The organism is Micromonospora sp. NPDC048999 (assembly GCF_040649295.1).
Lineage (GTDB): Bacteria > Actinomycetota > Actinomycetes > Mycobacteriales > Micromonosporaceae > Micromonospora.
Genome location: NZ_JBEZFI010000002.1, coordinates 350,159 through 376,270 on the forward strand (window position 1 = coordinate 350,159; position 26,112 = coordinate 376,270).

Annotated in this window: 20 protein-coding genes; 15 read left to right on the forward strand and 5 right to left on the reverse strand. The window is 73.7% G+C overall.

The genetic code is table 11. The features are described from left to right. Window positions 1-65: 65 nt before the first annotated feature. From AB0C02_RS06100 to AB0C02_RS06115, 4 genes are all read right to left on the reverse strand, one after another. Window positions 66-3,758: a multifunctional oxoglutarate decarboxylase/oxoglutarate dehydrogenase thiamine pyrophosphate-binding subunit/dihydrolipoyllysine-residue succinyltransferase subunit gene (locus tag AB0C02_RS06100; protein WP_357541655.1), complete on the reverse strand. Its 3,693-nt coding sequence runs from the start codon at window positions 3,756-3,758 to the stop codon at window positions 66-68. Window positions 3,759-4,007: 249 nt separating this feature from the next. After that, window positions 4,008-4,832: an ABC transporter permease gene (locus tag AB0C02_RS06105; protein ID WP_357541657.1), complete on the reverse strand. Its 825-nt coding sequence runs from the start codon at window positions 4,830-4,832 to the stop codon at window positions 4,008-4,010. Continuing rightward, window positions 4,829-5,767, reverse strand: a complete 939-nt coding sequence (locus AB0C02_RS06110; protein ID WP_357541659.1) for an ABC transporter ATP-binding protein — start codon at window positions 5,765-5,767, stop codon at window positions 4,829-4,831. Before AB0C02_RS06110 ends, AB0C02_RS06105 begins: the two co-directional genes overlap by 4 nt. 163 nt (window positions 5,768-5,930) lie before the next feature. Beyond that, the gene (locus AB0C02_RS06115) at window positions 5,931-6,587 is read right to left on the reverse strand and encodes a hypothetical protein (protein WP_357541661.1); all 657 of its coding nucleotides are present in this window, start codon (window positions 6,585-6,587) and stop codon (window positions 5,931-5,933) included. A gap of 162 nt (window positions 6,588-6,749) precedes the next feature. Between AB0C02_RS06115 and AB0C02_RS06120 the strand changes: the two genes are divergently transcribed. The 9 genes from AB0C02_RS06120 to AB0C02_RS06160 all read left to right on the forward strand — a co-directional run bounded on the left by AB0C02_RS06120 (window position 6,750) and on the right by AB0C02_RS06160 (window position 16,165). Then, window positions 6,750-7,577 carry a GNAT family N-acyltransferase gene (locus tag AB0C02_RS06120; RefSeq protein WP_357541663.1) on the forward strand — a complete coding sequence of 276 codons (828 nt, stop codon included), beginning with the start codon at window positions 6,750-6,752 and terminating at the stop codon, window positions 7,575-7,577. Beyond that, the gene (locus tag AB0C02_RS06125) at window positions 7,574-8,494 is read left to right on the forward strand and encodes a lysophospholipid acyltransferase family protein (RefSeq protein WP_357541665.1); all 921 of its coding nucleotides are present in this window, start codon (window positions 7,574-7,576) and stop codon (window positions 8,492-8,494) included. The genes AB0C02_RS06120 and AB0C02_RS06125 overlap by 4 nt, the downstream gene beginning before the upstream one ends. A 109-nt stretch (window positions 8,495-8,603) precedes the next feature. Then, window positions 8,604-9,440 carry a DUF4097 family beta strand repeat-containing protein gene (locus tag AB0C02_RS06130; RefSeq protein WP_357541667.1) on the forward strand — a complete coding sequence of 279 codons (837 nt, stop codon included), beginning with the start codon at window positions 8,604-8,606 and terminating at the stop codon, window positions 9,438-9,440. Continuing rightward, a complete protein-coding gene (locus AB0C02_RS06135; protein ID WP_357541669.1) occupies window positions 9,437-10,054 on the forward strand; it encodes a PadR family transcriptional regulator in 618 nt (205 codons plus the stop codon). The genes AB0C02_RS06130 and AB0C02_RS06135 overlap by 4 nt, the downstream gene beginning before the upstream one ends. Window positions 10,055-10,139: 85 nt before the next feature. Next, entirely contained in the window at window positions 10,140-10,841 is a 702-nt protein-coding gene (locus tag AB0C02_RS06140) for a response regulator transcription factor (RefSeq protein ID WP_357541671.1), read from the forward strand. Beyond that, window positions 10,838-12,391 (forward strand): ATP-binding protein, encoded by a 1,554-nt coding sequence (locus AB0C02_RS06145; protein ID WP_357541673.1) that lies wholly within the window; start codon window positions 10,838-10,840, stop codon window positions 12,389-12,391. Before AB0C02_RS06140 ends, AB0C02_RS06145 begins: the two co-directional genes overlap by 4 nt. A gap of 62 nt (window positions 12,392-12,453) precedes the next feature. Next, the gene (locus tag AB0C02_RS06150) at window positions 12,454-14,139 is read left to right on the forward strand and encodes a trypsin-like peptidase domain-containing protein (protein ID WP_357541675.1); all 1,686 of its coding nucleotides are present in this window, start codon (window positions 12,454-12,456) and stop codon (window positions 14,137-14,139) included. Window positions 14,140-14,300: 161 nt separating this feature from the next. Continuing rightward, on the forward strand, window positions 14,301-14,969 hold the full coding sequence (locus tag AB0C02_RS06155; protein ID WP_357541677.1) for a BON domain-containing protein: 669 nt from the start codon (window positions 14,301-14,303) through the stop codon (window positions 14,967-14,969). A 137-nt stretch (window positions 14,970-15,106) separates the two neighbouring features. Continuing rightward, entirely contained in the window at window positions 15,107-16,165 is a 1,059-nt protein-coding gene (locus tag AB0C02_RS06160) for a glycosyltransferase family 4 protein (protein WP_357541830.1), read from the forward strand. On the opposite strand, the gene AB0C02_RS06165 is transcribed toward AB0C02_RS06160, so the two are convergent. Further along, window positions 16,155-17,738 (reverse strand): protein kinase, encoded by a 1,584-nt coding sequence (locus AB0C02_RS06165; protein ID WP_357541679.1) that lies wholly within the window; start codon window positions 17,736-17,738, stop codon window positions 16,155-16,157. The genes AB0C02_RS06160 and AB0C02_RS06165 overlap by 11 nt on opposite strands. Before the next feature lie 176 nt (window positions 17,739-17,914). On the opposite strand from AB0C02_RS06165, the gene AB0C02_RS06170 reads away from it, so the two are divergent. From AB0C02_RS06170 to AB0C02_RS06195, 6 genes are all read left to right on the forward strand, one after another. Continuing rightward, on the forward strand, window positions 17,915-18,748 hold the full coding sequence (locus tag AB0C02_RS06170) for a patatin-like phospholipase family protein (protein ID WP_357541681.1): 834 nt from the start codon (window positions 17,915-17,917) through the stop codon (window positions 18,746-18,748). Beyond that, the gene (locus AB0C02_RS06175; RefSeq protein WP_357541683.1) at window positions 18,748-19,770 is read left to right on the forward strand and encodes a 1-acyl-sn-glycerol-3-phosphate acyltransferase; all 1,023 of its coding nucleotides are present in this window, start codon (window positions 18,748-18,750) and stop codon (window positions 19,768-19,770) included. The genes AB0C02_RS06170 and AB0C02_RS06175 overlap by 1 nt, the downstream gene beginning before the upstream one ends. Before the next feature lie 49 nt (window positions 19,771-19,819). Further along, window positions 19,820-20,140 (forward strand): divalent-cation tolerance protein CutA, encoded by a 321-nt coding sequence (gene cutA / locus AB0C02_RS06180; protein WP_357541686.1) that lies wholly within the window; start codon window positions 19,820-19,822, stop codon window positions 20,138-20,140. A gap of 47 nt (window positions 20,141-20,187) precedes the next feature. Next, entirely contained in the window at window positions 20,188-23,625 is a 3,438-nt protein-coding gene (locus AB0C02_RS06185; RefSeq protein WP_357541688.1) for a hypothetical protein, read from the forward strand. Window positions 23,626-23,746: 121 nt separating this feature from the next. Next, entirely contained in the window at window positions 23,747-24,796 is a 1,050-nt protein-coding gene (locus tag AB0C02_RS06190) for an acyl-CoA desaturase (RefSeq protein ID WP_357541690.1), read from the forward strand. A gap of 168 nt (window positions 24,797-24,964) precedes the next feature. Then, window positions 24,965-26,110 (forward strand): FHA domain-containing protein, encoded by a 1,146-nt coding sequence (locus AB0C02_RS06195; RefSeq protein WP_357541692.1) that lies wholly within the window; start codon window positions 24,965-24,967, stop codon window positions 26,108-26,110. Window positions 26,111-26,112: the final 2 nt, after the last annotated feature.

Sequence of the window (26,112 nt, forward strand, 5' to 3'; positions counted from 1 at the left end):
CCGCCACGCGAGCGGGGCAGCGGCCGTCGTACGGTCGCTGCCCCGGTGCTCGCGGTGCGGTCAGGTCACGGGCGGGGGAGGGCCGCCTCGATCAGCGCCGACTGCTCGACCTCGTGCATCTTCGCCGAGCCGACCGCCGGAGCGGCGGCGGCCGGGCGGGAGATGCGCCGCAGCCGGACGTCGCTCAGGTGCTCCAGCAGGTTGAGCGCGACGAACGACCAGGCACCCTGGTTGGCCGGCTCCTCCTGGACCCAGGCGAAGTCCTCGGCGTTCGGGTACTGCGCCAGGGCGGCCCGGATCTCCTCGACGGGCAGCGGGTAGAGCTGCTCCATCCGGATGATCGCGGTGTCCGTGACGCCGCGCTCCTGTCGGGCCTGGAACAGGTCGTAGTAGACCTTGCCCGAGCAGAGCAGCACCCGCTTGACCTGCTCCGGGGCCGGGGAGGCGGGGTCCAGCAGGACCGGCTGGAAGGTGCCCGAGGTGAAGTCCTCCACCGGCGACACGCAGAGCTTGTGCCGCAGCAGCGACTTCGGCGTGAACACCACCAGCGGCTTGCGCTTCGGCGACAGGGCCTGGCGACGCAGCAGGTGGAAGTAGTTCGCCGGGGTGGTCGGAATGGACACCCGCATGTTGTCCTCGGCGCAGAGCTGGAGGAACCGCTCCGGGCGGCCGGAGGTGTGGTCCGGACCCTGGCCCTCGTGGCCGTGCGGCAGCAGCAGGGTGACCGCGGAGCGCTGGCCCCACTTCACCTCGCCGGAGGAGATGAACTCGTCGATCACCGACTGCGCGCCGTTGACGAAGTCACCGAACTGGGCCTCCCAGCAGACCAGCGCGTTGACGTTCTCCACCGAGTAGCCGTACTCGAAGCCCATCGCGGCGTACTCGGACAGCAGCGAGTCGTGCACGAAGAAGCGGGACCGCTCGCCGTCGCCGGTGAGCGAGTTCAGCGGGACGTGGTCCTCGCCCGTCTTCGAGTCGACGATCGAGGCGTGCCGCTGGACGAAGGTGCCCCGGCGGGAGTCCTGCCCGGCGAGCCGGACGGTGACCCCGTCGTGCAGCAGCGCGCCGAACGCGATGATCTCGCCGAAGCCCCAGTCGATGCCGCCCTCGACCGACATCTTCGCCCGCCGGTCCAGCAGCTGCTGGATCCGCTTGTGCGGGTTGAAGCCCTCCGGCAGGTTGACGTGGGCCTCGCCGATCGCCTTGACGACGGCGGCGTCGGTCGCGGTGTCGACCTGCGGCTCCGGCTCCTCCTCGCGGTGCGGCCGGCTGAGCTGGCGCGGCGTGGTGGCCGCGTCCCGGGTGGCCTTGAACACCCGCTCCAGCTGCGCCTGGTAGTCGCGCAGCAGCTCCTCCGCGTCCTCCACGGTGATGTCGCCCCGCCCGATGAGCTCCTCGGTGTAGAGCTTCCGGACCGACCGCTTCGAGTCGATGATCTTGTACATCTGCGGGTTGGACATCGACGGGTCGTCGCCCTCGTTGTGCCCGCGCCGGCGGTAGCAGACCATGTCGATCACGACGTCCTTGTTGAACGTCCGCCGGTATTCGAAGGCCAGCCGGGCCACCCGGACGACGGCCTCCGGGTCGTCGCCGTTGACGTGGAAGATCGGCGCCTGGATCATCCGGGCCACGTCGGTGCTGTAGAGGCTGGAGCGGCTGTATTCCGGGGCGGTGGTGAAGCCGACCTGGTTGTTGACCACCACATGCACCGTGCCGCCGGTGCGGTAGCCGCGCAGCTGGGAGAGGTTGAGCGTCTCGGCGACCACGCCCTGACCGGCGAAGGCGGCGTCACCGTGCACCGCCAGCGGCAGCACGGTGTAGCCCTCCAGCTTGAGGTCTATGCGGTCCTGCTTGGCGCGGACTATGCCCTCCAGCACCGGGTCCACGGCCTCCAGGTGGGACGGGTTCGCCACCACCGAGACCTTGACCGCGTGGTCGCCGCTCGGCGTGGTGAACTTGCCGTTCTGGCCGAGGTGGTACTTCACGTCGCCCGAGCCCTGCGTGGAGCGCGGGTCGAGGTGACCCTCGAACTCGGAGAAGATCTTCTCGTACGGCTTGCCGACGATGTTGGCCAGCACGTTGAGCCGGCCGCGGTGGGCCATGCCGATCACTACCTCGTCCAGCCCGGCCTCGGCCGAGCACTCCAGCACCTCGCCGAGGAGCGGGATCAGCGACTCGCCGCCCTCCAGCGAGAAGCGCTTCTGGCCGACATACTTGGTCTGCAGGAAGGTCTCGAACGCCTCGGCGGCGTTGAGCCGGTTGAGCACGTGCTTCTGCTCGTCCGGGGACGGCTTCTCGTACCTGCGCTCGATCCGCTCCTGGATCCAGCGTCGCTCCTCCGGATCCTGGACGTGCATGTACTCGATGCCGACCCGGCGGCAGTACGAGTCGCGCAGCACGCCGAGGATCTGGCGCAGCTTCATCCGCTGCTTGCCGGCGAAGCCGTTGACCGGGAAGACCCGGTCCAGGTCCCACAGGGTCAGCCCGTGCTGGAGGACGTCCAGGTCCGGGTGCTTGCGGATTTTGAATTCCAGCGGGTCGGTGTCGGCCATCAGGTGGCCGCGCACCCGGTACGCGTGGATCAGCTCGTGCACCCGCGCGGTCTTGTTGATCTGGCCCTCGGAGTTGACGGCCACGTCCTGCACCCAGCGCACCGGCTCGTACGGGATGCGCAGCGAGGTGAAGACCTGGTCGTAGAAGCCGTGCTCGCCGAGCAGCAGCTCGTGCATCACCTTGAGGAACTCGCCGGACTGCGCGCCCTGGATGATCCGGTGGTCGTACGTGCTGGTCAGCGTGATGACCTTGCTGACCGCCAGCTCGGCCAGGGTGGCCTCGCTCATGCCCTGGTACGGCGCCGGGTATTCCATCGCGCCGACGCCGATGATGGCGCTCTGGCCCTGCATCAGGCGCGGGATCGAGTGGACCGTGCCGATGCCGCCCGGGTTGGTCAGCGAGATGGTGGTGCCGGAGTAGTCATCCATGGTCAGCTCGTTGCGGCGGGCGCGCCGGACCACGTCCTCGTACGCCTGCCAGAACTGCCGGAAGTCCATCTGCTCGCACGCCTTGATGGACGGGACCACCAGGGCGCGGGTGCCGTCCGGCTTGGCCAGGTCGATGGCGATGCCCAGGTTGACGTGCTCCGGGCGGACCAGCGCTGGCTTGCCGTCGACCTCGGCGTAGGAGTTGTTCATCTCCGGGTGCTCGACCAGCGCCCGGACCATCGCATAGCCGATGAGGTGGGTGAAGCTCACCTTGCCGCCGCGACCGCGGGCGAGGTGGTTGTTGATGACGATGCGGTTGTCCACCAGCAGCTTCGCGGGGACCGCGCGGACGCTCGTCGCGGTCGGCACGGCAAGCGAGGCGTCCATGTTCTGCACGATCTTGGCGGCGACCCCGCGCAGCGGGGTGGTGCCGGCAGCGGTCGCGGTCGGGGCCTTGGCAACCGGCTTCGGCGCGGCAGCCGGCTTGGCGGCCGGCTTCGGGGGGGCGGGCTTGGCGGCGGGGGCCGGCGGCTGGGCCACGCGGGCCACGGCCTCCTGCTGCTCACCCGGCTCCGGCCGGGCGGCCGGCGTGGCCTTGCCTTCGGGGCGCGGGGTGGCCGCGCCCGGGGCCGGCCGGTAGTCGGCGAAGAAGTCGTGCCACGCCGGGTCCACGCTCGAGGGGTCGGTGAGGTAACGCTGGTACATCTCCTCGACGATCCACTCGTTCGGGCCGAAACCCGCCAGTGGGTTGTCCTGCGAAGTTTGCTGGGTCGACACGGCCGCTGATCGCCTCTTTCACGCCGGTTCGTTTGCACGCGGTGTCCGCCGGTGCCCGCAAATGGGCGCACGGACGGCTCCCAGGCTACGCCGTACGAATCGCGGGGGCATTTCCGCCTCCGGCTGGTGGCGGGTTTCACAGAAGATGGCAGAAGTTCGGCAAACGCTGCGTGTTCCGCCGACTCCTGTTAAGGCGGACGGCCCGGCAGGCGGCATGGTCGCCGCCCGCCGGGCCGGTTCAGGGTTCGTTCAGGAGATGTCGCGACGCCGGATGGTCATTACGCCGATCACGCCGGCCACGATGGCGTACCCGATCAACACCGCGGCTCCCGCCCAGCGTGGCGGGTTGCCCGGGATCTCGGCCCCGCTCACCATCAGGCCCGACGCCAGAGAGGGGACCAGCAACTGGAGTTTGTTGATCCAGTCGCCGAACCGCTGCGCTAGCAGGCCGATGGCGATGATGCCGCCGATGGTGCCACCCAGGTAGAGCAGGATGCTGGTCACCGTGGCACCGATCTGGCTCCGGATCAGCACGCCGATCCCGACCCCCAGCATCGACCAGAGTAGGTACGCCAGCCCGTTGAGGGCCACCGCCCGCCAGACGGCGTCGTTGCCGAACTGGGAGCCGACGCCCACCCCGTTCAGCACCAGTGGGGCGACGACCAGGTTGAGCAGGGTGGTGCCCAGCCAGAACAGCAGCGCCAGCACGCTCGCCGCGGCCAGCTTGGCCAGCATCACCGCGGTGCGGTGCGGCGCGGTAAGGAAGGTGGTGGTCACCGTCTGGTGGAAGAACTCGCTGGTCACCACGACGATGCCGAGCAGCATCACGATGAGCAGGCCGAAGAATTGGCCGCTGGTGTAGAGGTTGGCGGCCAGGCTGTCCACGCTGGCGACCGCCTGCACCTGGTCGGCCTGGTCGGCCGGCACGTCGCCGATGTTTCCGCTGGTCAGGGCGTCGGCCTGCAACCAGTTGAAGAACACGGCGAGGGCCCAGAGCGGCAGGGTGATCAGCCCGAAGATCCACCAGGTGCTGGTGGTACGGATCTTGAGCAGCTCGGATCGGACCAGGTTCATCGGATGCCTGCCTTTCCGGCCGTCAGTTCCAGGAACACGCCCTCCAGGTCGGGCCGTTCCGTGGTCAGTTCGTGCAGCTCCACCTTGGCTGCGAGCGCGATCCGGCCGACCGTCGGGGCGTCCACCCCGCTGACCACCAGCGCGCCGTGCTCGTCGGTGTCGACGGTGGCCGCCTCCTCGCGCAGCGCGGCGACCAACTCGTTCGCCTGGGGGGTGCGGACCCGTACCCGCGTGCCGTGCGCCATCGAGCCGATCACCTGGTCCACCGGCCCCTGCCGGACCAGCCGGCCGGCCGCGATGATCACCACGTCGTCGGCGAGCAGCTGCATCTCGGAGAGGAGGTGGCTGGAGACCAGCACGGTACGTCCCTCGGCGGCCAGCCCCTTGAGGAAGCCGCGCATCCAGCGGATGCCCTCCGGGTCGAGGCCGTTGGCCGGCTCGTCGAGGATCAGCACCTGCGGGTTGCCGAGCATCGCCGCCGCGATGCCGAGCCGCTGCTTCATGCCCAGCGAGTAGCCCTTGAACTTGCGCTTCGCCGCCGGGGTCAACCCCACCAGCTCGAGCGCCTCGTCGGCCCGCTCGCGGGGCAGGCCGGCCGCCGCGCAGATCACCCGGAGGTGGTTGATGCCGGTACGGCCCTTGTGCGCGCTGGACGCCTCCAGCACCGCACCCACCGAGCGCAGCGGATCGGCCAGGTCGGCGTACCGGTGGCCGCCGATGCTCGCCTGGCCGGCGGTCGGGGTGACCAGGTTGAGCAGCATGCGCAGGGTGGTCGTCTTGCCGGCGCCGTTCGGGCCGAGGAAGCCGGTCACCCGGCCCGGCTCGACGGTGAAGGACAGGTTGTCGACCGCCCGGACGTTCTTGTACTGCTTGGTGAGTCCGGACACCACGATCTGGCCGGTCCCGGCGCTGGGCCTTGACTGCCCGTCAGACATCATTCTCCTCTCCTGACACGGCGCGCGGACGCGCCGGTGGGGCGCGGTTGCGGGAAGCGCCGTGGCACAGCCTGGCAACCTCACGCAACCGGGTCAATCAGGCGCGATGCGTACCACCTCCCTCCGTCGCGGGCAGGAGGTGATCATCCTCAGGGATGACAGGTCAGGTCGACGGCAGTGCGATCCAGGTGGCCCGGGCGTAGCCGAGGAGGGCGCCGTCGGGGCCGTAGAGGCTGGAGTGCACCTCGGCCTTGCGCCCCTCGCCGCCGACCATCGCGCCGGTCACCACGCACTCGTCGCCGGGACGCGGCAGCGCCGCGACCACCGCGGCGATCCGACCCAGGACGTACGGGCGGCCGGGCGCGATCACCGCCCAGCCGCCGGGGCAGTCCAGGGCCGCCCAGACCGTCGCCGGCACCACGTCGGCCGGGGCGCGGAACGGTGCGGCGGTCCGCCCGTCCGGCAGCCGGCCCGGGAAGATCCGCAGTCCGTCCGGACTCTCCGGGCCGCACACGTAGCAGCCGGGGAAGGGATGGGCGGTCAGCCCCGGGTACGCCTTGGCGGCGGCTTCGGCCGTCGGCCGGTCCACCGGCGGGACCACGGCGGTGAACTCCTCGACCCGGCGTACCTGCGCGATCACGTGGCCGTCCGGGTCGCGTACCTCGCCGTCGGCGGCGGTCAGCGGGGTCTCCAGCGGGGGCGGCTTGCGCAGGGTGACCTCCACCGGCCCCCGATCATCGATCGCCGCCGCGAAGATGCCGGCGCTCCAGCCGCCGTTGCCCGAGCCGAAGGGTCCGTGAAACCGGGACTCAATGATCATGTACGTCCTCCGACGTGCTCCGGGCCGCCTGTTCCGCCCGCCCCGCCCCGCAGCCTCCCACGCGGCGGGGTCACGGGCGGGATCGGACCGCCCGCCGGCGTTCACCGGGTCGACACCCCGTGCCCCTGCGGCCGGCAACCCGAGACATCTACACAGATACCCATGGCTGTTCTACACGCCGCTGGCACACCCCTCACGACCAGCGGCTACACCCTGCTGATCGCCGACGACCCGGCGCTGGTCGCGGCCGCGCAACGCCTGCGCCACGAGGTGTTCGCCACCGAACTCGGCGCGACCCTGCACCTGGGGGCCGCCGGGATCGACACCGACGAGTTCGACGCCCACTGTGATCACCTCATTGTGCTGCGGGAGGGCACCGACGAGGTGGTCGGCACGTACCGGCTGCTTCCGCCGGGGCGTACCGCTCGCTGGTACGCCGAGGGCGAGTTCGAGCTGACCCCGCTGGCTCCGCTCCGGGACGACCTGGTCGAGGCGGGCCGCTCCTGCGTGCACCCGGACCACCGCTCCGGCGCGGTGATCAATTTGATGTGGGCTGGGATCTGCCGCTACCTGCACCTGCGCGGCTCGCGCTGGCTCGGCGGCTGCGCCTCCGTGCCGGTGGCCGACGGCGGCGCCGCGGCCGCCGAGGTCTGGGGGCAGGTCACCGCCCGGCACCTCGCCCCACCGCCGCTGCGGGTCACGCCCCACCGCCCGTGGTTCGCCGAGGCGCCCCCCGCCATCGATCCCGACCTCCTGCTCGGTGATACCAGGTCGCGGCGCGGCGGCCGCGCCGAGCGGGAGTTGCCGGCGGCCGAGCGTCGGGCGCTGGTCCCTCCGCTGCTCCGCGGCTACCTGCGGCTTGGCGCGTGGGTCTGCGGGGAGCCGGCGTACGACCCGGATTTCGGCTGCGCCGACTTCTACGTGCTGTTCTCGCTGGACCGGATGAACCCGCGCTACCTGCGGCACTTCCTCGGCGGGGAACCGTCGTGACCACCGACGAACTGTGGCGGCCCACCTCGGGCTGCGGGCCGTGCTGCCTGCCGGCCGAAACCGGGTCGGCCGTGTCGCTGCCGCGTCGGGTGGGGCGGCTGCTGGGCATGGCCGGGATGCTGCTGGCCGGGATCGGGCTGGTCGTACTGCTGCCGCTGCTACCCGCGCGGCACCGGCGGGCGGCGCTGCGCGGCTGGGCCCGGGGCACCCTGCGTGCCGTGGGCGTGCGGCTGGTGGTCCGGGGCCGGCTGCCGCGCCGGCCTGCTCTGCTGGTCGCCAACCACGTCTCCTGGCTGGACATTCTCGCGGTGCTCGCGGTCGGGCCGGCCCGGCTGGTCGCCAAGCGGGAGGTCCGGGCGTGGCCCGTGGTGGGGCCGCTGGCCGCCGCCGTCGGCACGGTCTTCGTGGACCGGTCCCGGCCGCGTGACCTGCCGACAACGGTCGGCCGGGTGAGCGCCGCGCTGCGTGCCGGGCACTCGGTGGCGGTCTTCCCCGAGGGCACGACCTGGTGTGGCGCGGCGGCCGACTGCCGGCCCGGCCGGGGGTTCCGGCCGGCCGTGTTCCAGGCCGCGGTGGACGCCGGGGCGCCGGCCGTGCCGCTGCGCCTCACCTACCGGTACGCGGGCGTCCCGACCACGCTGGCCGCCTTCCTCGGTGCGGAGACGCTCTGGGCGTCGCTGCGTCGGGTGCTGGCAGCCGGGGACCTGACCGTGTCGGTGGTGGTGGCCGCCGCGCTGCACCCGGACGGGGACGCGGACCGGCGGCTGCTGGCCCGGGCCGCCGAGTCGGCGATCCACCTGATCCCGGTCCGCCCGGTGCCCGCCGGTCGGCCCGCCCCGGTGCGGGCCCTTCCCGCGGACGGCCCCGTTCCCGCCGTGGCGATCGACCGGGAGGCGGTGCTGGAGCTGGCCGCCTGACGCCCACGCGACATATCTCGCGACAGTCTTGTTCAGTCGCGATGTATCGCGTTATGCTTCGCCCATCGCTCGACGCGCCGCCGGCGCGCGTCACCGAGGGGAGGAAGCCATGGCCAGCTGGACGGTCGACAGCCCGCAGCAGATCACCCTGGATGAGCCGGTCACCCGGCTCGACGTCCGGCTGATCAGCGGCCGGCTCAACGTGGTCGCCACCGACGGCCCGGCCCGGGTCGACGTCACCCGGGTCAGCCGCCGCCCGATCCGCGTCGAGCTGCGCGACGGCCGGCTGAGCGTCGGCCACGAACGGCCCCCACGTTGGCCCGGGGTGTTCTGGTGGCTGGGTCAGCTCGGCCGTAATTTCCGGGCCGAGGTCTCCATCGCCGTACCGGCCCACGTGCTGGCCGACCTGCACCTGGTGTCCGGTTCGCTGGTCGCCTCCGGCCTGCGCCGAGACACCCGGGTCGACGTCACCTCCGGCCAGGTCACCCTGATGGGGCTGCGCGGTAGCACCACCGCCAAGGTCACCTCGGGTCCGGTGGAGGCGCTCGGCGTGGGCGGCGACCTCAACCTGGAGACGGTCTCCGGCGAGCTGATCCTCGCCGACAGCGCGCCCGAGCGGGTGCGTGCCCACGCCGTCTCCGGGTCGATCACCTGCGACCTGGACAATCCTCGCGGCAGCGACATCCGGCTCAGCGCCATCTCCGGCAGCATCACCGTGCGGGTCCGCGAGGACAGCGACCTCACCGTCCACCTGCACACCACCTCCGGCCGGATCACCAGCGGCTTTGCTCAGGTGTCCGGCGCCCCGGGGTTCGGCTCGGTGAAGGACAGCCACGGGGTGCTCGGCGCGGGCGAGGGTAAGCTCTGGGCTTCCGCGACGTCCGGCAGCATCGCCCTGCTCGCCCGGCCCGTCGAGGACGCCGACGACGTGGAGGAGCTGCCGTGACCGCCGTGTTCAGTCACGGGCGGCTCCGGCTCTATCTGCTGAAGCTCCTCGACGACGGCCCGAAGCACGGCTACGAGCTGATCCGGCTGCTGGAGGACCGCTTCCTCGGCCTGTACGCGCCGAGCGCCGGCACCATCTACCCCCGGCTGCAGCGCCTGGAGGTCGAGGGGCTGGTCATCCACACCGCGGCCGGCGGTCGCAAGGTCTACGAGATCACCGAGGCGGGCCGCGCGGAGCTGCGGCAGCGCGCCGATGAGCTGGCCACCCTGGAATCGGACATCACCGCCTCCGTCGAGGACCTCTCCGCGCTGGCGAGCGAGATCCGCACCGAGGTACGCGGCTCGGTGCGTGACCTCAAGCGGGAACTGCGCGAGGCGGCCCGGCAGACCCGGCGGGGCCACTGGGAGCCGCCGCCGGTCCGGCCCGCAGCCAACGGTGGCCCGACAGCGCACGCCGAGTCGCCCCTGCTCGCCGAGTTCGACCAGCGGCTGGCTGCGTTCAACGTCGAGGTGGGCGCGCTGGTACGCGCCGGCCGGCTCACCGACACCCAGCTGCGTACGGCCATCCGGCTGCTCGACGGCGCGCTGGACGGGCTGCGTCGACTGCTCCGCTGAGGGCCGGGCGCCCGTCGCCCGGCTCACAGCTTGTTTCCAGGATTCACCCAGCGTGGCCGCAGGCGAGGCGCGGATGATGGGTGACATGGTGGCTACCCAGACCGAGGCTCGCCTGCTCGTCGTCGAGGACGACCCGAACATCCTCGAACTGCTCTCCGCGAGCCTGCGCTTCGCGGGCTTCGACGTCGCCACCGCGACCAGCGGCAGCGCGGCCCTCGCCGCAGCCAAGGACCATCGTCCCGACCTGGTCGTGCTGGACGTGATGCTGCCCGACCTCGACGGCTTCGAGGTCATCCGGATGCTCCGGGAGGGCGGTACGCGTACCCCGGTGGTCTTCCTGACCGCCCGCGACGCCACCGACGACAAGATCCGCGGGCTGACCCTGGGCGGCGACGACTACGTCACCAAGCCGTTCAGCCTGGAGGAGCTGACCGCCCGGATCCGGGCGGTGCTGCGGCGTACCGCCACCGGCGAGCAGTCCCCCTCCCGGCTCACCTTCGCCGACCTGGAGCTGGACGAGGAGACCCACGAGGTGCACCGGGCCGGCCAGCGGGTACAGCTGTCGCCGACCGAGTTCAAGCTGCTGCGCTACCTGATGCTCAACGCCAACCGGGTGCTCTCCAAGGCGCAGATCCTCGACCACGTCTGGAACTACGACTTCCGGGGCGACGACAACATCGTCGAGTCCTACATCTCCTACCTGCGGCGCAAGGTCGACAACACTCAGCCCCGGCTGATCCACACCCTGCGCGGGGTCGGGTACGTGCTGCGTAAGCCGGCGGCGTGAGCGCCGTCCACGACGCGAAGGGCTGGCTGCGCGGGGTCCCGCTACGGGTGAAGCTGGTCGCCGCCGTCCTGGCCCTCGTCACGGCGGCGCTGCTGGTGATCAGCGCAGGGACCACGTACTTCCTGCGCAACTATCTGATCGGCCAGGTGGACGATGAACTGCACGCCGCTAGCGCATACCTTGGCAAGGTGGTCCCGGAGCTAGAGGCCGGGAGGGCGCAATCGGCCAGCTTGCCCACCGACTACGTGGTCGCGCTCGCCGACGATCAGCAGGCCGCCATCATCGGGTACGACCGTAACCTCCGAAGGGACGACCTGCCGCCCATCCCGAGCGACCTGGCGGGCTTCCGCGACCGGGAAGGTGCCCCGTTCACCGTCCGCGCCGAGGACGGTCGACGGTGGCGGATGCTCTACCAGGAACAGCCGGACGGCCGGGTCCTGGCGGTTGGACAGCACATCAACGCCGTGGACCAGGCGGTCAGGCAGCTGATCTGGATTGACCTGCTGGTCGGCGGTTCGGTGCTGATCATTCTGGCGTCGGTGGGCGCGGGGATCGTGCGTACCAGTCTCAAGCCGCTCGTCGAGATAGAGCGGACCGCGGCGGCGATCGCCGGCGGCGACCTCACCCGGCGGGTGCCCGACCCGGAGGAGGGAGTGCCGGTGCCGACCTCCGAGCTGGGCCGGCTCTCCCGGGCATTGAACGCGATGCTCGCCCAGATCGAGGCGGCCTTCACCGCGCGGGCGACGTCCGAGGCGGCGGCCCGCAGCGCGGAGGCCGGCGCCCGGGACGCGGCCGCGCAGGCGCAGGCGTCCGAGGCGCGGGCCCGCCGCTCCGAGGAGCGGATGCGGCAGTTCATCGCGGACGCCTCGCACGAGCTGCGGACCCCGCTGACCACCATCCGGGGCTTCGCGGAGCTCTACCGGCAGGGCGCGGCCCGGCAGCCCGAGCAGACCGCTGGCCTGCTGCGTCGGATCGAGGACGAGGCGGCCCGGATGGGGCTGCTGGTGGAGGACCTGCTGCTGCTCGCCCGGATGGACCGGGAACGGCCGATCGCGTTGGCCCCGGTGGAGCTGCCGGTGCTTGCTTCCGACGCGGTGCAGGCGGCCCGGGCGGTCGACCCGGAGCGCCGGATCGAGCTGGACATCGAGCCCGGTGCCGGGCCGCTGGTGGTGCTTGGCGACGACGCCCGGCTGCGGCAGGTGATCGGCAACCTGATGACCAACGCGCTCACCCACACCCCCTCGGACACGTCGGTGACCCTGCGGCTGCGGTTCGAGCCCGGCGACCTGGCCGTGATCGAGGTGGCGGACACCGGCCCGGGTCTCACGCCGGAGCAGGCCGAGCGGGTCTTCGAGCGGTTCTACCGGGTGGACGCGGCGCGGACCCGGCGGGCCGGCGGGCCGACCAGCACCGGGCTGGGGCTGGCCATCGTGGCCGCGCTGGTGGCGGCGCACCACGGCACGGTCGAGGTGGGCGAAACGCCGGGCGGCGGGGCCACCTTCCGGGTGAAACTGCCGCTGTTGCCCCAGTCACCCGAGCCGGGCGACTGACTTTCAGAAAACATTCAGGCGTATTCCAGGCTGATTGCAGTGCCAGCGGAGAAGGTGGAACCATGACCGACCACGAGACCGACCCCCAGCGGTCGCCGGCTCCAGCCGACGCCGAGCCGTCGCACCCCACCGCCGAGCTGCCCCGCACCGGGAGCGTGCCCTCGGACGCCATCTTCACCCCGGCCGCCGCGCCGGTTCCGGCCGACTCCCCGGCCGCCGGGACCGCCGACGAGGCCGCCTCCGCCGGCCGCACCGAAGCACCGGCCGGCACCGACTTCGGCCGTTCCGAGGCCCCGGCGGGCACCGGCTTCGGCTACGCCGAGGCGCCGGCGGGCACCGGCTTCGGCTACGGCGAGGCCCCGGCGGGTTACGACGCCGGCCGTGCCGAGACGGCGCAGCCGGTCAGCCCGTACGCCCGGCCGACGGAGACCCCGTCCGCGCCGTCGTACCCGGTCTCCGGGCAGCCGCAGCAGCCCGGCTCGTGGTACGGGGGGCAGCAGTCGGGCGGCTGGGCCGCCGACACCACCCACCACGGCGCCGGCGCGCACCACGCCGCTGGCGCGTACCACGGCGCGGGCTACCCGACGGCGGCCGGTGGGCCGGTCCCGCCGTACCAGCAGCACCAGCCCTATCCCGGCGCGCTGCCGCACCAGCCCGGCCAGGCGGTCTCGCCCTGGGGCCCGCCGCAGCCGGCGCGGCCGAGCCGGGCGGGGAAGTTCATCGGTGTGGGGGTGCTGGCCCTGGCGCTGATGCTCGGCTCCGGGGTGGCCGGCGGTGCCCTCGCGCTCGCGGTCGGCGGGCACACCACCATCACCCGTACCTACTCGGCGGCTCCGGTGATCAACAGCGCCGACCTGCCGAAGATCGCGGCCTCCGTCCAGGACAGCATCGTCACGATCATGACGGACAGCGGTGAGGGCTCCGGGGTGATCCTCAGCGCCGACGGGTACGTGCTGACCAACAACCACGTGGTCGCCTCCGCCAGCGGCGACACGGTGAAGGTGGTCTTCGCCGACGGCAAGACCGCCCAGGCGAAGATCATCGGCACCGACCCGAAGACCGACCTCGCGGTGGTCCAGGCCGACGGGGTGAGCGGCTTGAAGGCGGCAACCCTGGGCGACAGCGACGCGATGCAGGTCGGCGACACGGTGCTCGCCCTGGGCAGCCCGCTCGGCCTGCAGGGCTCGGTCACGTCCGGCATCATCAGCGCCCGCGACCGCACCATCCAGGCCGGCGAAGGCGGCCAGCAGATGGACCAGCGGCAGGGGGTCAGCTCGATCTCCGGCCTGCTCCAGACCGACGCCCCGATCAACCCGGGCAACTCCGGTGGCGCGCTGGTCAACACCCGCGGTGAGGTGATCGGCATCAACACCGCCATCGCCACTGCCGGACAGGGCAGCAACGGCAACATCGGCGTCGGCTTCGCCATCCCGAGCAACAAGGCCAAGGACGTCGCCGGGAAGCTCCAGCGCGGCGAGAAGATCAGCCACCCGTCGCTCGGAGTGCAGGTGACGGCCGCCGAGGACGGTGGCGCGATGATCGCCGCGGTCACCCCGGGCAGTGCCGCGGAGAAGGCCGGGCTGCAGCGGGGCGACGTGGTGACCCGGTTCGGCGACAAGGTGATCAAGGACTCGAACGACCTGGTCGGCGCCGTCCAGTCGGGCAAGGTCGGCGACCGGATCGACGTACAGTACAAGCGGAACGGATCGGCCCAGACGGCAACCGTGACGCTCGCCGAGACGGCGTAACGACAAAGACCTGCCTCCTCCCGGGCGGCGGGTGACGGAGCCAAGGGGGTTGGCTCCGTCACCCGCCGCCCCCTTTCGTTTCCACCCGGTTCGGGTGAGCCCGGCTAACCCCGTCCGGCGGGACCCTCGACTCACCGTCGAACCGCACGGGAGGGGCCGCCATGACCACCGCCGCCGTCCGTACCGATCCGGAGATCCAGCGGGAAGTGCTCGCCGAGCTGGACTGGGACGCGCAGACCCGACCGACCGACATCGGGGTGACCGTCGCCGACGGCGTGGTGACGCTCACCGGCCAGGTGGACAGCTACGCCCGGCGCTGGGCGGCCGAGCGCTGCGCGCACCGGGTACGCGGGGTCCGCGCCGTCGCAAGCGATCTCGAGGTACGTCTGCCCGCCACCGAGGAGCGCACCGACGCCGACATCGCGATCGCGGCCAGTCGGGCGCTGGAGTGGGACAGTTTCGTCCCGGCCGAGCGGCTGGACGTGACCGTCGCCGACGGCTGGATCATGCTCCGTGGCGAGGTGGAGTACGGGTTCCAGCGGCGTACGGCCGAGCGGGAGCTGCGCCGCCTGCGCGGCGTACGCGGGGTCACCAACCTGGTCGAGGTCCGGCCACCCGCCCCCTCCACGGACGAACAGACCCGCCATGACCTGCACCGGGTCCTGCTACGGCGGACCGGCACGGACCGGATCCGGGTGGGGGTCAACGGGGACACCGTGGTGCTCGACGGGGTGGTCCGTTCGTGGTGGCAGCGGGAGGAGGCGGAACGGTCCGCCTGGGCCACCCCCGGAATCCGCGAGGTGCACGACCGGATCATGGTGGCCGGCTGAGCCGTCGCACCCCTGCGCCCGTTTACCCCCGGCCAGGCCGGGAAGGCGTCGCCGATCAGCCACGCCGGGACCATCGGGGAGGACTCGTGAAGCACCAGCCGTCGGACCGTACGCGGGACCGGCCGTTGCGGGTCGCCATGGTGGTGCCGCCGTGGCTGTCGGTGCCGCCGCCCGGCTACGGCGGCCTCGAACAGGTGGTGGCCGGGCTGGTGGACGCCCTGGTCGACCGCGGCAACGCGGTGACCGTCTTCGGCGCCGGGCGGGAACACGGCACCAGCGCCGACTTCGTGTCCACCGGTGCGGAACTTCAGTACCCCCGGCTCGGCGAGTCCCTGCCCGAACTGGCCCACCTGGCGCGGGTCAACCATCTGGTCGGGCCCGCCGACTTCGACGTGATCCACGACCACACCACCATCGGGCCGCTGGTCGCCGGCCGTCGGGCGGTGCCCACGGTGGCCACCGTGCACGGCAACCCGGTGGGGGAGTACGGCACGGTGCTCAGCGACACCGACCACGGGGTGGGGCTGGTGGCGATCTCGCACGCCCAGCGCCGGGCGAACCCGGGCCTGCCCTGGGTGGGGACGGTGCACAACGCGATGCCGCTGCGGGGTTTCCCGCGTAAGCGGGCGCCGGGGCACGGGCCGGTGCTCTGGCTCGCCCGATTCAGTCCGGACAAGGGGCCCGACGTGGCGATCCGCGCCTGTCGCCGGGCCGGCCTGCCGCTCACCCTCGCCGGCAAGTGCAACGAGCCGGCCGAACGCCGATACTTCGAGCAGGTGGTCGAGCCGCTGCTCGACGAGGACGTGACCCTGGTGTTGAACGCCGACCGGGAGTCGAGCCTGCGGCTGCTGGTCGACGCCCGGTGCCTGATCATGCCGATCCAGTGGGAGGAACCGTTCGGCATCGTGATGTTGGAGGCGATGGCGACCGGCACGCCGGTGGTGGCGCTGCGTCGGGGCGCTGTGCCGGAGCTGGTCCGCCCCGGGGTGACCGGACTGATCTGCGACCACCCCGGCGAACTCCCGGGGGCGTTGCTCGAGTCGTCCCGCCTGAACCCGGCCGACTGCGTGGCGCACGTCGCGCAGAACTTCTCCGCGGAGCGGATGGCCTACGACTACGAGTCGGTCTACCGCAGCTTCCTCACCACCGGCGCGGCCCGCCCGGGGCGGCGGGAACCCGCGCCGGTCACCCGTTGAGCGATCCGGACCGGGCCGCGGCGAGCTGGGCGGCGGCCGCGTCGAGCCGGGTGGCGTACGCCGAGCTGATGCTGCCCTCGCGCTGCCGCTCACCGATCTTCACGCGGAGCCGCTCCACCGCGCTGCTCAGCGCGTCCTCGCCGGTCGCGTCGGCCACGTGGCGCAGCAGGTTGCGCAGGTCGACGCCGACGTCGTCACGGATCTGGCCGGCCGCCAGCCCCGCCTCGATGAGCCCGTCCACCCGGCTGGCCGCCTCGACCAGGCCGCCGGCAGGCGGCACCGGCACGGCGCTGCTGGTCGCCGGGGCCGGTCGAGTCGGGCTGGGCGGCGGCTCCGTCCGCGCCGGGTCGGGGCTGGACGGCGCAGCGGAGGGGACCACCGCCGGCGCGGTGGTCGGCAGCGCCCCGGGCGACGGCTGCCGCTCCGGAAGCAGGGTGGGTGCCAGCAGCGCGGTGCCGCCGCCGACCACCACGACCACACCGACCACCGCCAGCGGCAGCGACCGCCGGCGTCCGTTCCGCCGCGGCCCGGCCGTCCCCGGTACGTCGCCGTCCGGCCGAGGGGCCGCCGACGCCCCGGCGCCGTCCGCCGTGGCCCCGGCGGCCCCGGCGGCGGCTCCGGCCTTCCCGGCAGCCCCGGCGGCCTCGGCGGCGGGCCGGTGGGCCGAGGCCGGTGGCTCCGGAGGGGTCAGCGCCGGCAGGGTCATCGTCGGGGTAAGCACGGTGGCCGCGCGCGGGTCGGCGGGCAGGAGTTGGTCGCGCAGCGCGACGGCCACCTGGTGCGCGGTGGGCCGCCGCCGTGGGTCGCGGGCCAGGCAGCGCAGGCAGACGTCCGCGACCGGCGGCGGCAGGCCGGGTACGTCCAGCGTCGGCAGCCCGGTCTCGGCGAGCGTCACGCTGAGCTGCTCCCAGGTGTCCGCCGGGTACGGCGGCTGGCCGGTCAGCGTCTCGAAAAGCAGCACGCCCAGCGAGTAGACGTCGGTGGCGGGCTGGGCCGGCGCGCCGTCCAGCCGCTCCGGCGCGACGTACGCCGGGGTGCCGAACGTGCCGCCGTCCTCGTCCTCGTCGGGTGCGCCGACCCGGGTGGCGATGCCGAAGTCGAGCACCTTGGCGCCGACCCGGGTCATCATCACGTTCGCCGGGGTGATGTCCCGGTGCACGATGCCGAGCCGGTGGGCGGCGGCCAGCGCCTCGGCGACCTGGGCCCCGATCTCCACCGCCTCCGACCAGGGCAGCGGACCGTCGATCAGCCGGTGCTCCAACTCCTCGCCGCTGAGCAGCTCCATCACCACGAACGAGGTGATGCTGCCGTCCGGTGCCAGCGCCTCGCCGTAGTCGTGCACGGCGGTGACGTGCGGGTGCACCAGTTGCGCGGCGGAACGGGCCTCCGCGCGCACCATGTCCCGGAACCGGGCGTCGGCGGCGAGCGAGGGGGCGAGCACCTTCAGCGCCACGACCCGGTCCAGCACCTCGTCCCGGGCACGCCAGATCACCGACATGCCGCCGGCCCCGATCTGGTCGATGAGCCGGTACCTGCGGGCCAGCAGCCTGCTGGCGTGCAGTGAGGCCTTCACGTCGCACCTGCCTGGGCTTGGGGGAGGTATCAGGTTGCGGGAATGTGTCCGAGCTGTCAACGGCTGTCCGGTCCTCGGTTGCAAGGTGCACTTCGACAATTGCGCCGGGTGACCGCGAGTGTCGGGCCGGTCGGCTCCGGCGGGCCGTGCTCGGGGTGCGTGCCAGGATGAATGGCATGGCAGGCGGTCCCGTGGCGTTCGTGCTCGGCGGTGGAGGCGTGCTCGGCGCGGTCGAGGTGGGCATGCTCCGCGCCCTGTTCCGGGCCCGGATCCGGCCCGACATGGTGCTCGGGACCTCGATCGGCGCGGTCAACGGCGCCCTGGTCGCCGCCGACCCGACCGAGGCGGTCACCGACCGGCTGGTCCGGCTCTGGGCCTCGCCGGAGGCGAGCGAGGTGTACGGCGACTCGGTCGCCCGGCAACTACGCCGCTTCGCCGCCCGTACCCACCTGCACTCGCCCCGGCCGCTGCGTCGGCTGCTGGAGAACGAGCTGGGCGAGGAGACCACCTTCGCCGACCTGAAGGTGCCGTTCCGCTGCTGCGCCGCGAACATCCAGCGCGCCGCCGAGCACTGGTTCCACAGCGGACGGGTGGTGCCCGCGGTGCTCGCCTCCGCCTCGGTGCCGGGGCTGCTGCCGCCGGCCGAGATCGACGGCCAGCACTACATCGACGGTGGGGTGGTCAACTCCATCCCGGTCGGGGAAGCCGTCGCCGCCGGGGCCACGCAGATCTTCGTCCTTCAGGTGGGGCGGATCGAGCGCGAGCTGAGCCCGCCGCAGCGCCCCTGGGAGATCGCCCAGGTGGCCTTCGAAATCGCGCGGCGGCACCGGTTCGCCCGGGAGATGGCGGCCCTGCCCGACGGGGTGGAGGTGCACGTGCTACCCACCGGGGGGCTGGAGCCGCGCGATGACAGCCCGTGGGCGTACCGCGACCTGGCCGCCGTAGGGCGCCGGATCAGCCGCGCGTACACCGCCTCCCGCCGCTACCTGGACGCCCGGCTGGAGCGCTGATGCCGCTGCCGCCCCGGTGGGCACGCCGGTTAGTGCTGGCCCCGGGCGTGGTGCTGCTCGCGTTCGCCGTGGCGATCACGCTGCCGGTGTGGGCGTTGCTGGCGCTGGCCGCCTCGCCGCTGGTGCCGGGACGGCTGCGACCGCTGCGGGTGCTCTGGATCGGCACGGTCTACCTGGTCTGGGACGCCGCCGCGCTGCTCGCCCTCTTCGCGCTCTGGGTGGCCTCCGGCTTCGGCGCGCGCAAGCGGTCACCGGCGTTCCAACGGGCGCACTACCTGCTCGCCGGCTGGTTCCTTCGGGTGTTGTTCTGGCAGGCCCGCTGGGCGCTGCGGCTGCATATCGACGTGACTGGCACCGATCCGGACGTCGCCCTGCCGGGCCGCCCCGGGTTGGTGATCTGCCGGCACGCCGGGCCCGGCAACTCGTTCATCCTGATCCACGCCCTGGTGAACTGGTTTCACCGGGAACCACGGATCGTGCTCAAGGAGAGCCTCCAGTGGGACCCGGCGATCGACGTCCTGCTCAACCGGCTGCCCAACCGGTTCATCGCGTCCGGGCCGGACGGTCGGGAGACGGTGATCGCGCAGATCGGCCACCTCGCGAGGGAGCTGGACGGCGACGCCGCGTTCGTGATCTTTCCAGAGGGTGGCAACTTCACCCCCAAGCGGCGGCTGCGGGCGATCGCCCGGCTGCGCGCGCTCGGGCTGGACCGGATGGCGTCCCGTGCCGAGCGGATGCGGCACGTGCTCGCCCCGCAACCGGGCGGGCTGCTGGCCGCCCTGGACGCCGCGCCGGAGGCCGGGGCCGTCTTCGTCGCCCACACCGGACTGGATCGGATGCTCACCGTCGCCGACGTGTGGCGGGAGTTGCCGATGGACAAGCGGATCGTGATGCGGTTCTGGTCGGTGCCGCCGGAGGACATCCCCGCCGGGCGGCAGGAGCGAATCGACTGGCTTTTCGACTGGTGGGCGCGGATCGACCACTGGGTCGCGGCGAACCGGGACGAGGCCGCCCCCGACTGACCTCAAAGGGGCCAGCGGACTACCAGGAATTCCACGTATCGTGCGCTCCGTGGAGCAGATCTGCGTGGTGACGACGGTGGTGGACGCCCGCCGGGTCGCGGACGTGCTGGCGGCCGCGGCCGTCGCGGGACGCCTGGCGGCGTGCGCCCAGGTCGGTGGTCAGGTGGACAGCACCTACTGGTGGCAGTCCGCGATCCAGACCACGGGCGAGTGGTCGGTGCAGTTCAAGACCACGCCGGATCGGGTGGACGCCCTCGTCGACCAGATCCGGCTCAACCACCCGTACGAGGTGCCGGAGATCCTGGTGACCCGGGTGGAGTGCGGCAACGCCGACTACGCGTCCTGGGTGCGCGAGCAGACCCGTTCCTAGGTACGGCTACTCTGTGCGGCCGGCCCGCCGGCCACGATGATGGCCGAGTGGAGAACACCGGCTACCCCTGTCCCGGCTGCGGTGCCCCCGCCGATCTCGTCTCCGGCTGCCCCGGCTGCGGTCGCCCGCCGTATCCGCCGGCCGCCGAGGTGATCCGGCTGGACCGGGAGATCGCCACGCTGACCCCGCAGGTCGAGCGCGCCCGGGTCACGTACCAGGAGCTGACGGCCCGACTCGGCGCGGCCCGGCAGCGCCGGACGGAGTTGGCGGCGCGGATCCGGCTGGAGATTCCCGCGCCGCGCCCGCTCGGCTCGATGCCGCCGGCGCATCCGGTCGGATCGCCGCCGCACCCGGTGCCGGCCGCCGCCCCGCAGCCCGGTGGCGCGGAGACCTCGACCCGGACCGTGCAGAGCCTCCTCTTCGTGCTCGGCGGGCTGCTGCTCGGCACCGCGGCGGTGGTCTTTACTGCGGTGGCCTGGGCCGCCTTCGGGGTCGGCGGTCGGGCGCTGATCCTGCTCGGCTTCACCGCGCTCGCTCTCGCCGGGCCGCTGGTCGCGCGCCGGCGCGGACTGCGCGGCACCGCCGAGACGTTCGCCGCGGTGGGGCTGCTGCTCGTGCTCCTCGACGGGTACGCCGCCTGGTCGGTGGACCTGTTCGGGGTGGCCGGCTGGCCGGGAAGCCGGTACGCCGCGCTGGTCGGGGGGGCCAGCGCGGCGGTCGCCGCCGGGTACGGGCGCCTCAGCCGGCTCACCGTGCCGTGGTTCGCGGCGCTGCTGGCCGCGCAGCCCGTGCTGCCGCTGGCCGCAGGCGAGGCGGAGCCGTCGGCCGCCGGATGGGCGCTGGTCCTCACCGGCCTGGCCCTGGGCGACCTCGCGGTGGTGGTGCTCCTGCGCAGCCGGGCCGGTGGCGGGTCGACGGTGTCCGCCGGGCGGGTGCTGGGCTGGGTCGGGCACGGCGTGGCGCTCGCCGCCGCGGCCGGCTGCGCGCTGGTGCCCCTCGTGCTCGGCCGGGCGGCCGGCACCGCGCTGCTGGCCGGTGGTCCGCTGCTGCTCGTGACGCTGGCCCTGTTCGCCGGGGCGCTGGCCGCCGGCGGCCGGGCCTACCGGGCGGTCGCCGCCGGGCTGCTGGTGCCGGTGCTGGCCACCGCGCTGATCCGGCCGGTCGCCGCGCTGCGCCCGGGGTTGCTGCTGCTGGCGGCCGGGCTGGTCGTGGCCGGGTCGGCCGGCGCCGTGCGGACGCTGCCGGCGCGGTTTCGGATCGGGCCGCGGGTGGGCGCGTTCGTGGTGGCGGCCGGGCTGGGCCAGGTCGTCACGATCCTCACCGTGATCGTCGCCGGGGCGGGCGCCCTCGCCGCGTTCCCGGCCTGGCAGGGCGGCAGGACGGTGCCGACCCCGTCCTGGGGCTGGCAGCTGCCGGTCGCCGTGCTGCTCACCGCCGGGGCGGTGGCGTTGCTGCTACCCCGGGCCGCCCGGCTGCTCGTCGGGGTGATCGGTGGGGCGCTGGCCGTGCTGGCCGCGCCGGCCGTCGCGGCCACCCCGTGGCCGCTGGTGTTGACGATCGACCTGGTGGCGGCCAACGCGCTGCTGGTCGGCGCCGTGTTCCGCCCGGCCCGGCGACTGCCGGACGTGCTGGCCTGCGCCCTGGCCGCGGCGGTCCTCTTCGGCCACGCCCTGCTGGTCGGCTGCGCCGAGCCGGCCGGGGCGGCTGCCGCGCTGGCCGTGCTCGCAGCCCTCGGCCCCGCCGTGGCGGCGCGCGGTCGCCGGGGCGAGGGCGAGCAGCGGGGTGTCGCCGGCGTGGCGCTGGCGGCGGCGCTGCTCGCCGTGCCGGCGGGGGTGGCGGTCGCGCTGATCGGGTTCGGCGCGCCGCCCTGGTGGCAGTTGCGCGGCGCGGCCGTCGCCGTCGCGCTGCTGACGGTCGCCGTGCCCGCCGTCCGTCGGCACTGGCCCGACCTGCACGGGTACGCCTCGGCCGGCTTCGCCGTCGTGCTCGCCTCCGTCGGGGTCGCCCCGCTGGTCGTACCCGGCGCGGAACCGGTGTCGCTCTACGCCGCGGCGGGTGTGCTGCTGGCCCTCGCCGCCGGCACGGCGGTTCGGCCCGGTGCCGCGTCGCGGGTGGTCGGTGCCGGGCTGGCCGGGCTGGCGCTGCTCGCCGCCGCCCCGGCGACCCTGCGGGTGCTGGTGGAGCTGCCCGTACCGGTCTGGTCCGGGGTGCCGGCCGTGGCGCCCGTGTCGGGCGCGGCCCGGGCCGCGCTGGCGCTGCTGCTGCTCGGGGTCGCCGCCGGGTCGTACGCCCGGATCGCGACGGCTCCCGGTCGTGGCGCGGTGCCAGGCGCGTCGAGTTGGAGTAGTCGAAGCGGCTGGTGGCTGCCGGCGCTGGCCGCGCTGCCGTTCGGCGCGGTCGCCCTGCCGGTGCTGCTGGCGGCGGTCGGCGCGCCGTGGCCGGTGGTGCCCGCGGTGGCGTACGCGACCGGGCTGGCCGTGCTGCTGGTGGCCGCGCTCGCCGCGCCGCGTCCGCTGCTGGCACCGGTCGCCCTGCCGCTCGGGCTGGTGCTGGGTCTCGCCGGGTTGGGCGGGATGCTTGCCACCCGGGCCGGGACGCTTGCCGGGCTGGGTGCGGTGGTCGTCGCGGCGGCCGTGGCCGGTGTGGCCGGGCGGCACGCGGGCACCCGGCTCGCCGGCTGGCTGCTGGCCCTGGCCGCGGCCACCGGCTTCGCGGTGACCGCGTCGCTGGCCGGTGGGCTGCCGCTGCGTACCGCCGCTTTCACGGTGTTGGCCGTGGCGGTGCCGGTGCTGCACGCCGTGCCGCTGCTGCGGGCCCGGGCGGCCGGTGCGGTGGCGCTGGAGGTGGCTGTGCAGGTGGTCGCCCTGCTGGCGCTGCTGCTCGCCGGCGGCGCGTTGCGGCACGCGGCGGCAATCTGCGCGCTGTGGGGCGCGGCCGTGGCGGTGCGGGTGGTGCGCCGGGGCGAACCGTTGGCCCGGCGCTGGATCTTCGCCGGTGTCGCGGGCGGCAGCGAACTGCTCGGCGGCTGGCTGCTGCTGGCCGCCGGCGGGGTGGCCGTGCTGGAGGCGTACACCGTGCCGGCGGCGGCGCTCGCCCTCGGCGCCGGCCTGCTGGCGCTGCGCACCCGGCCCGGCCTGAACAGTTGGCTGGCGCTCGGACCGGGGCTCGTCGCGGCGCTGCTGCCCAGCCTGGTGTCGGTCCTGGTGGCGGCGGACCCCCAGCCGGGCCGCCGGCTGGCGCTCGGCGTGGCGGCGCTGAGCGCGGTGCTCGGCGGGGCGGCCCGACGCTGGCAGGCGCCCGTCCTGCTGGGCGCGGCCACGCTGGTCCCGCTGGCACTGCACGAGCTGGCCCGGGGCTGGGACCTGCTGCCCCGCTGGATCTTCCTCGGCCTGGGTGGGCTGGCGCTGATCGCGCTCGCCGCCACCTACGAGCGGCGGCGGCGCGACCTGGCCCGGCTGCGCACCATGGTCGGGCGACTGGGGTAGGGAGAACCCCACCCGCAGCTGGGGTGCTGTCTGGATTACCCAGCGCAGCCGATCAAGGCATGCTTGGTTACGGAGAGTTGCGCCGCTGGTGTGACGACCGACCGAGGGGACAGGTATCGGCATGACCTCATCGACGCTGACGGCGCCACCGAACCGGCGGGGCAGCGATTACGCGCGGCTGTCCCGCCAGGTCGCCGAGGCCGGGCTGCTCGCCCGCCGACCGGGCTGGTACGCGGCCCGGATCGGGCTCACCCTCGGCGCCTTCCTGGCCGGTTGGGCGGTGGTGGTCGCGGTCGGCGACTCCTGGACGCAGGTGCTGCTGGCGGCCGCGATGGCGGTGGCCACCACCCAGGTGGCGTTCCTCGGGCACGATGCCGGCCACCGGCAGATGTTCCGTCGACGCGGCCCCAGCGAGCTGGCCGGCCTGGTCGCCGGCAACCTCGCCGTCGGGCTCAGCTACGGCTGGTGGGTGGACAAGCACAACCGGCACCACGCCAACCCGAACCACACCGACGAGGACCCGGACGTCGGGGCGGGCGCGCTCGTCTGGACGTACGAGCAGGCGGCGGCGACCCGGGGGATGGGCCGGTGGCTGGCCCGGCGGCAGGCGTGGTTCTTCTTCCCGCTGCTCCTGCTGGAGGGGCTGGCGCTGCACGTGGCGAGCGTGCAGGCGCTGGCCGGCCGGGAGGGCGGGCGGTGGCGCACCCCGGTACGGCACCGGGCGGTCGAGGCGGTGCTGCTCGTCGCGCACACCGTCGGCTACCTCGGCCTGCTGTTCGCGGTGATGTCGCCCGGGAAGGCCCTGCTCTTCGTCGCCGTCCACCAGGGGCTCTGGGGGCTCTACATGGGCTGCGCGTTCGCCCCGAACCACAAGGGCATGCCGATGCCGACCGGCGACGACGACCTGGACTTCCTGCGCAAGCAGGTGCTCACCTCGCGAAACGTGCGGGGCGGCCGGTTCGTGGACGTGGCGCTGGGCGCGCTGAACTACCAGATCGAGCACCACCTCTTCCCGAACATGCCCCGGGCCAACCTGCGCCGGGCCCGGCCGATCGTCCGGGCGTACTGCGCCGAGCAGGGCATCCCGTACGCGGAGACCGGGCTGGTCGAGTCGTACCGGCAGGCCCTCGCACACTTGCACGAGGTCGGCCGCCCGCTGCGGGCCGGATGACCGACGGCGGCCCCCGGGCCTGTCCGGGCGTGTGCCGGGGCCGGGCCGCGGAAAGCCCGCCCGGTAGGGTCGGCGCATGGCAGACGTGCTGACCGCCGTGGCGGTGCGGGACGCGTCGGGTCGACCGACCCCGACCCGGCGGATCGACGACATCGTCCGGAGCGCCGCATGAGATTCGAGATCAGCAAGGTGCTCGACGCCATCGAGGGACGGGTCTCCACCGACCCCTCGATGGCGCGGGCCGTGGTGGACCTGGCCGAGGTGATCCGCTGGCAGGACCTGGACGGCGGGCGGCCCGCCAGCCTGCTGCGGCTCGGCATGGTGATCGACGCCCTGTCCCGGGAGGTCGAGGAAGACAGTGTCCCGGTCTACGCGATCGTGCACCGGGCGCTGCTCTCCGACGCCGACCTGACCTCCAACGAGCGGATGGTGGTCCGGCGCTGGGCCGACGACGGCCTGGTCGAGGTGCTGGACCACCCGGGCGACCGGATGCTGGAGGTGGCCGACCTGCTCGGGCTGCCGGTGCTCAGCCGGGTCCGCTTCGACGGGCTGGGCGGGCGCTACCCGTGGCTCGGCCAGGCCGGTCGGGTGCTCGCCCCGGTGCCCGGCGCCGGCGGCCCGGTGTTCATCGCGCACGTCGGCGGCGGGCAGAGCCCGGCCTCCGGCAGCCGTTCGCCGGTCGGCGCGAAGCTGCTGGCCCGACAGTGGCGCTGCCCCGAGTCCGGGTGCGCGCTCTTCGGCGGCGGGGGCGGTGGCGCCTTCGCCGACCTGGCCAGGGTGGACCGCGCCCCGGCCGGCCAGCCGCCGCCCTCCCTGCGTAACGGCGTGCCGACCTGCCCACGGCACGGCACCCGGCTCGGCGACGCCGGGCCGCGTCCGCGTACCGAGGTGCTGGCGGTCCGGATCGGCGGGCTGGTCCGGCGGCGGTTCGTGCTGACCGAGGCCCAGCCGGTGCTGGTCGGGCGGGCACCGGACCCCTCGGGCGGGATCGTGCTCGGCCAGTGGCTCAACGACGAGACGCGGCGTTGGATCAGCCGCAGCCACGTCCGGTTCGAGCTGCGGGCGGGTGAGGTCATCGTCACCGACACCAGCACCAACGGCTCGGGCGTGCGGCCCGGCGGCTCGATGGCCGAGCCGGACCGGATCGCGCTGGCCCCGCAGCAGTCCCGGGTGCTGGGCCAGGCCGACATCGTCGAGCTCTACCCGGGTGTGCAGGTCGCCCGCGCCGACGACCTGCACAGCGACGCGAGGTTCAGCCCCAACTCGGTCATGGCCGAGGCCCCCACCATGGCCATGCGCCTGCCGCGTCCCTGACG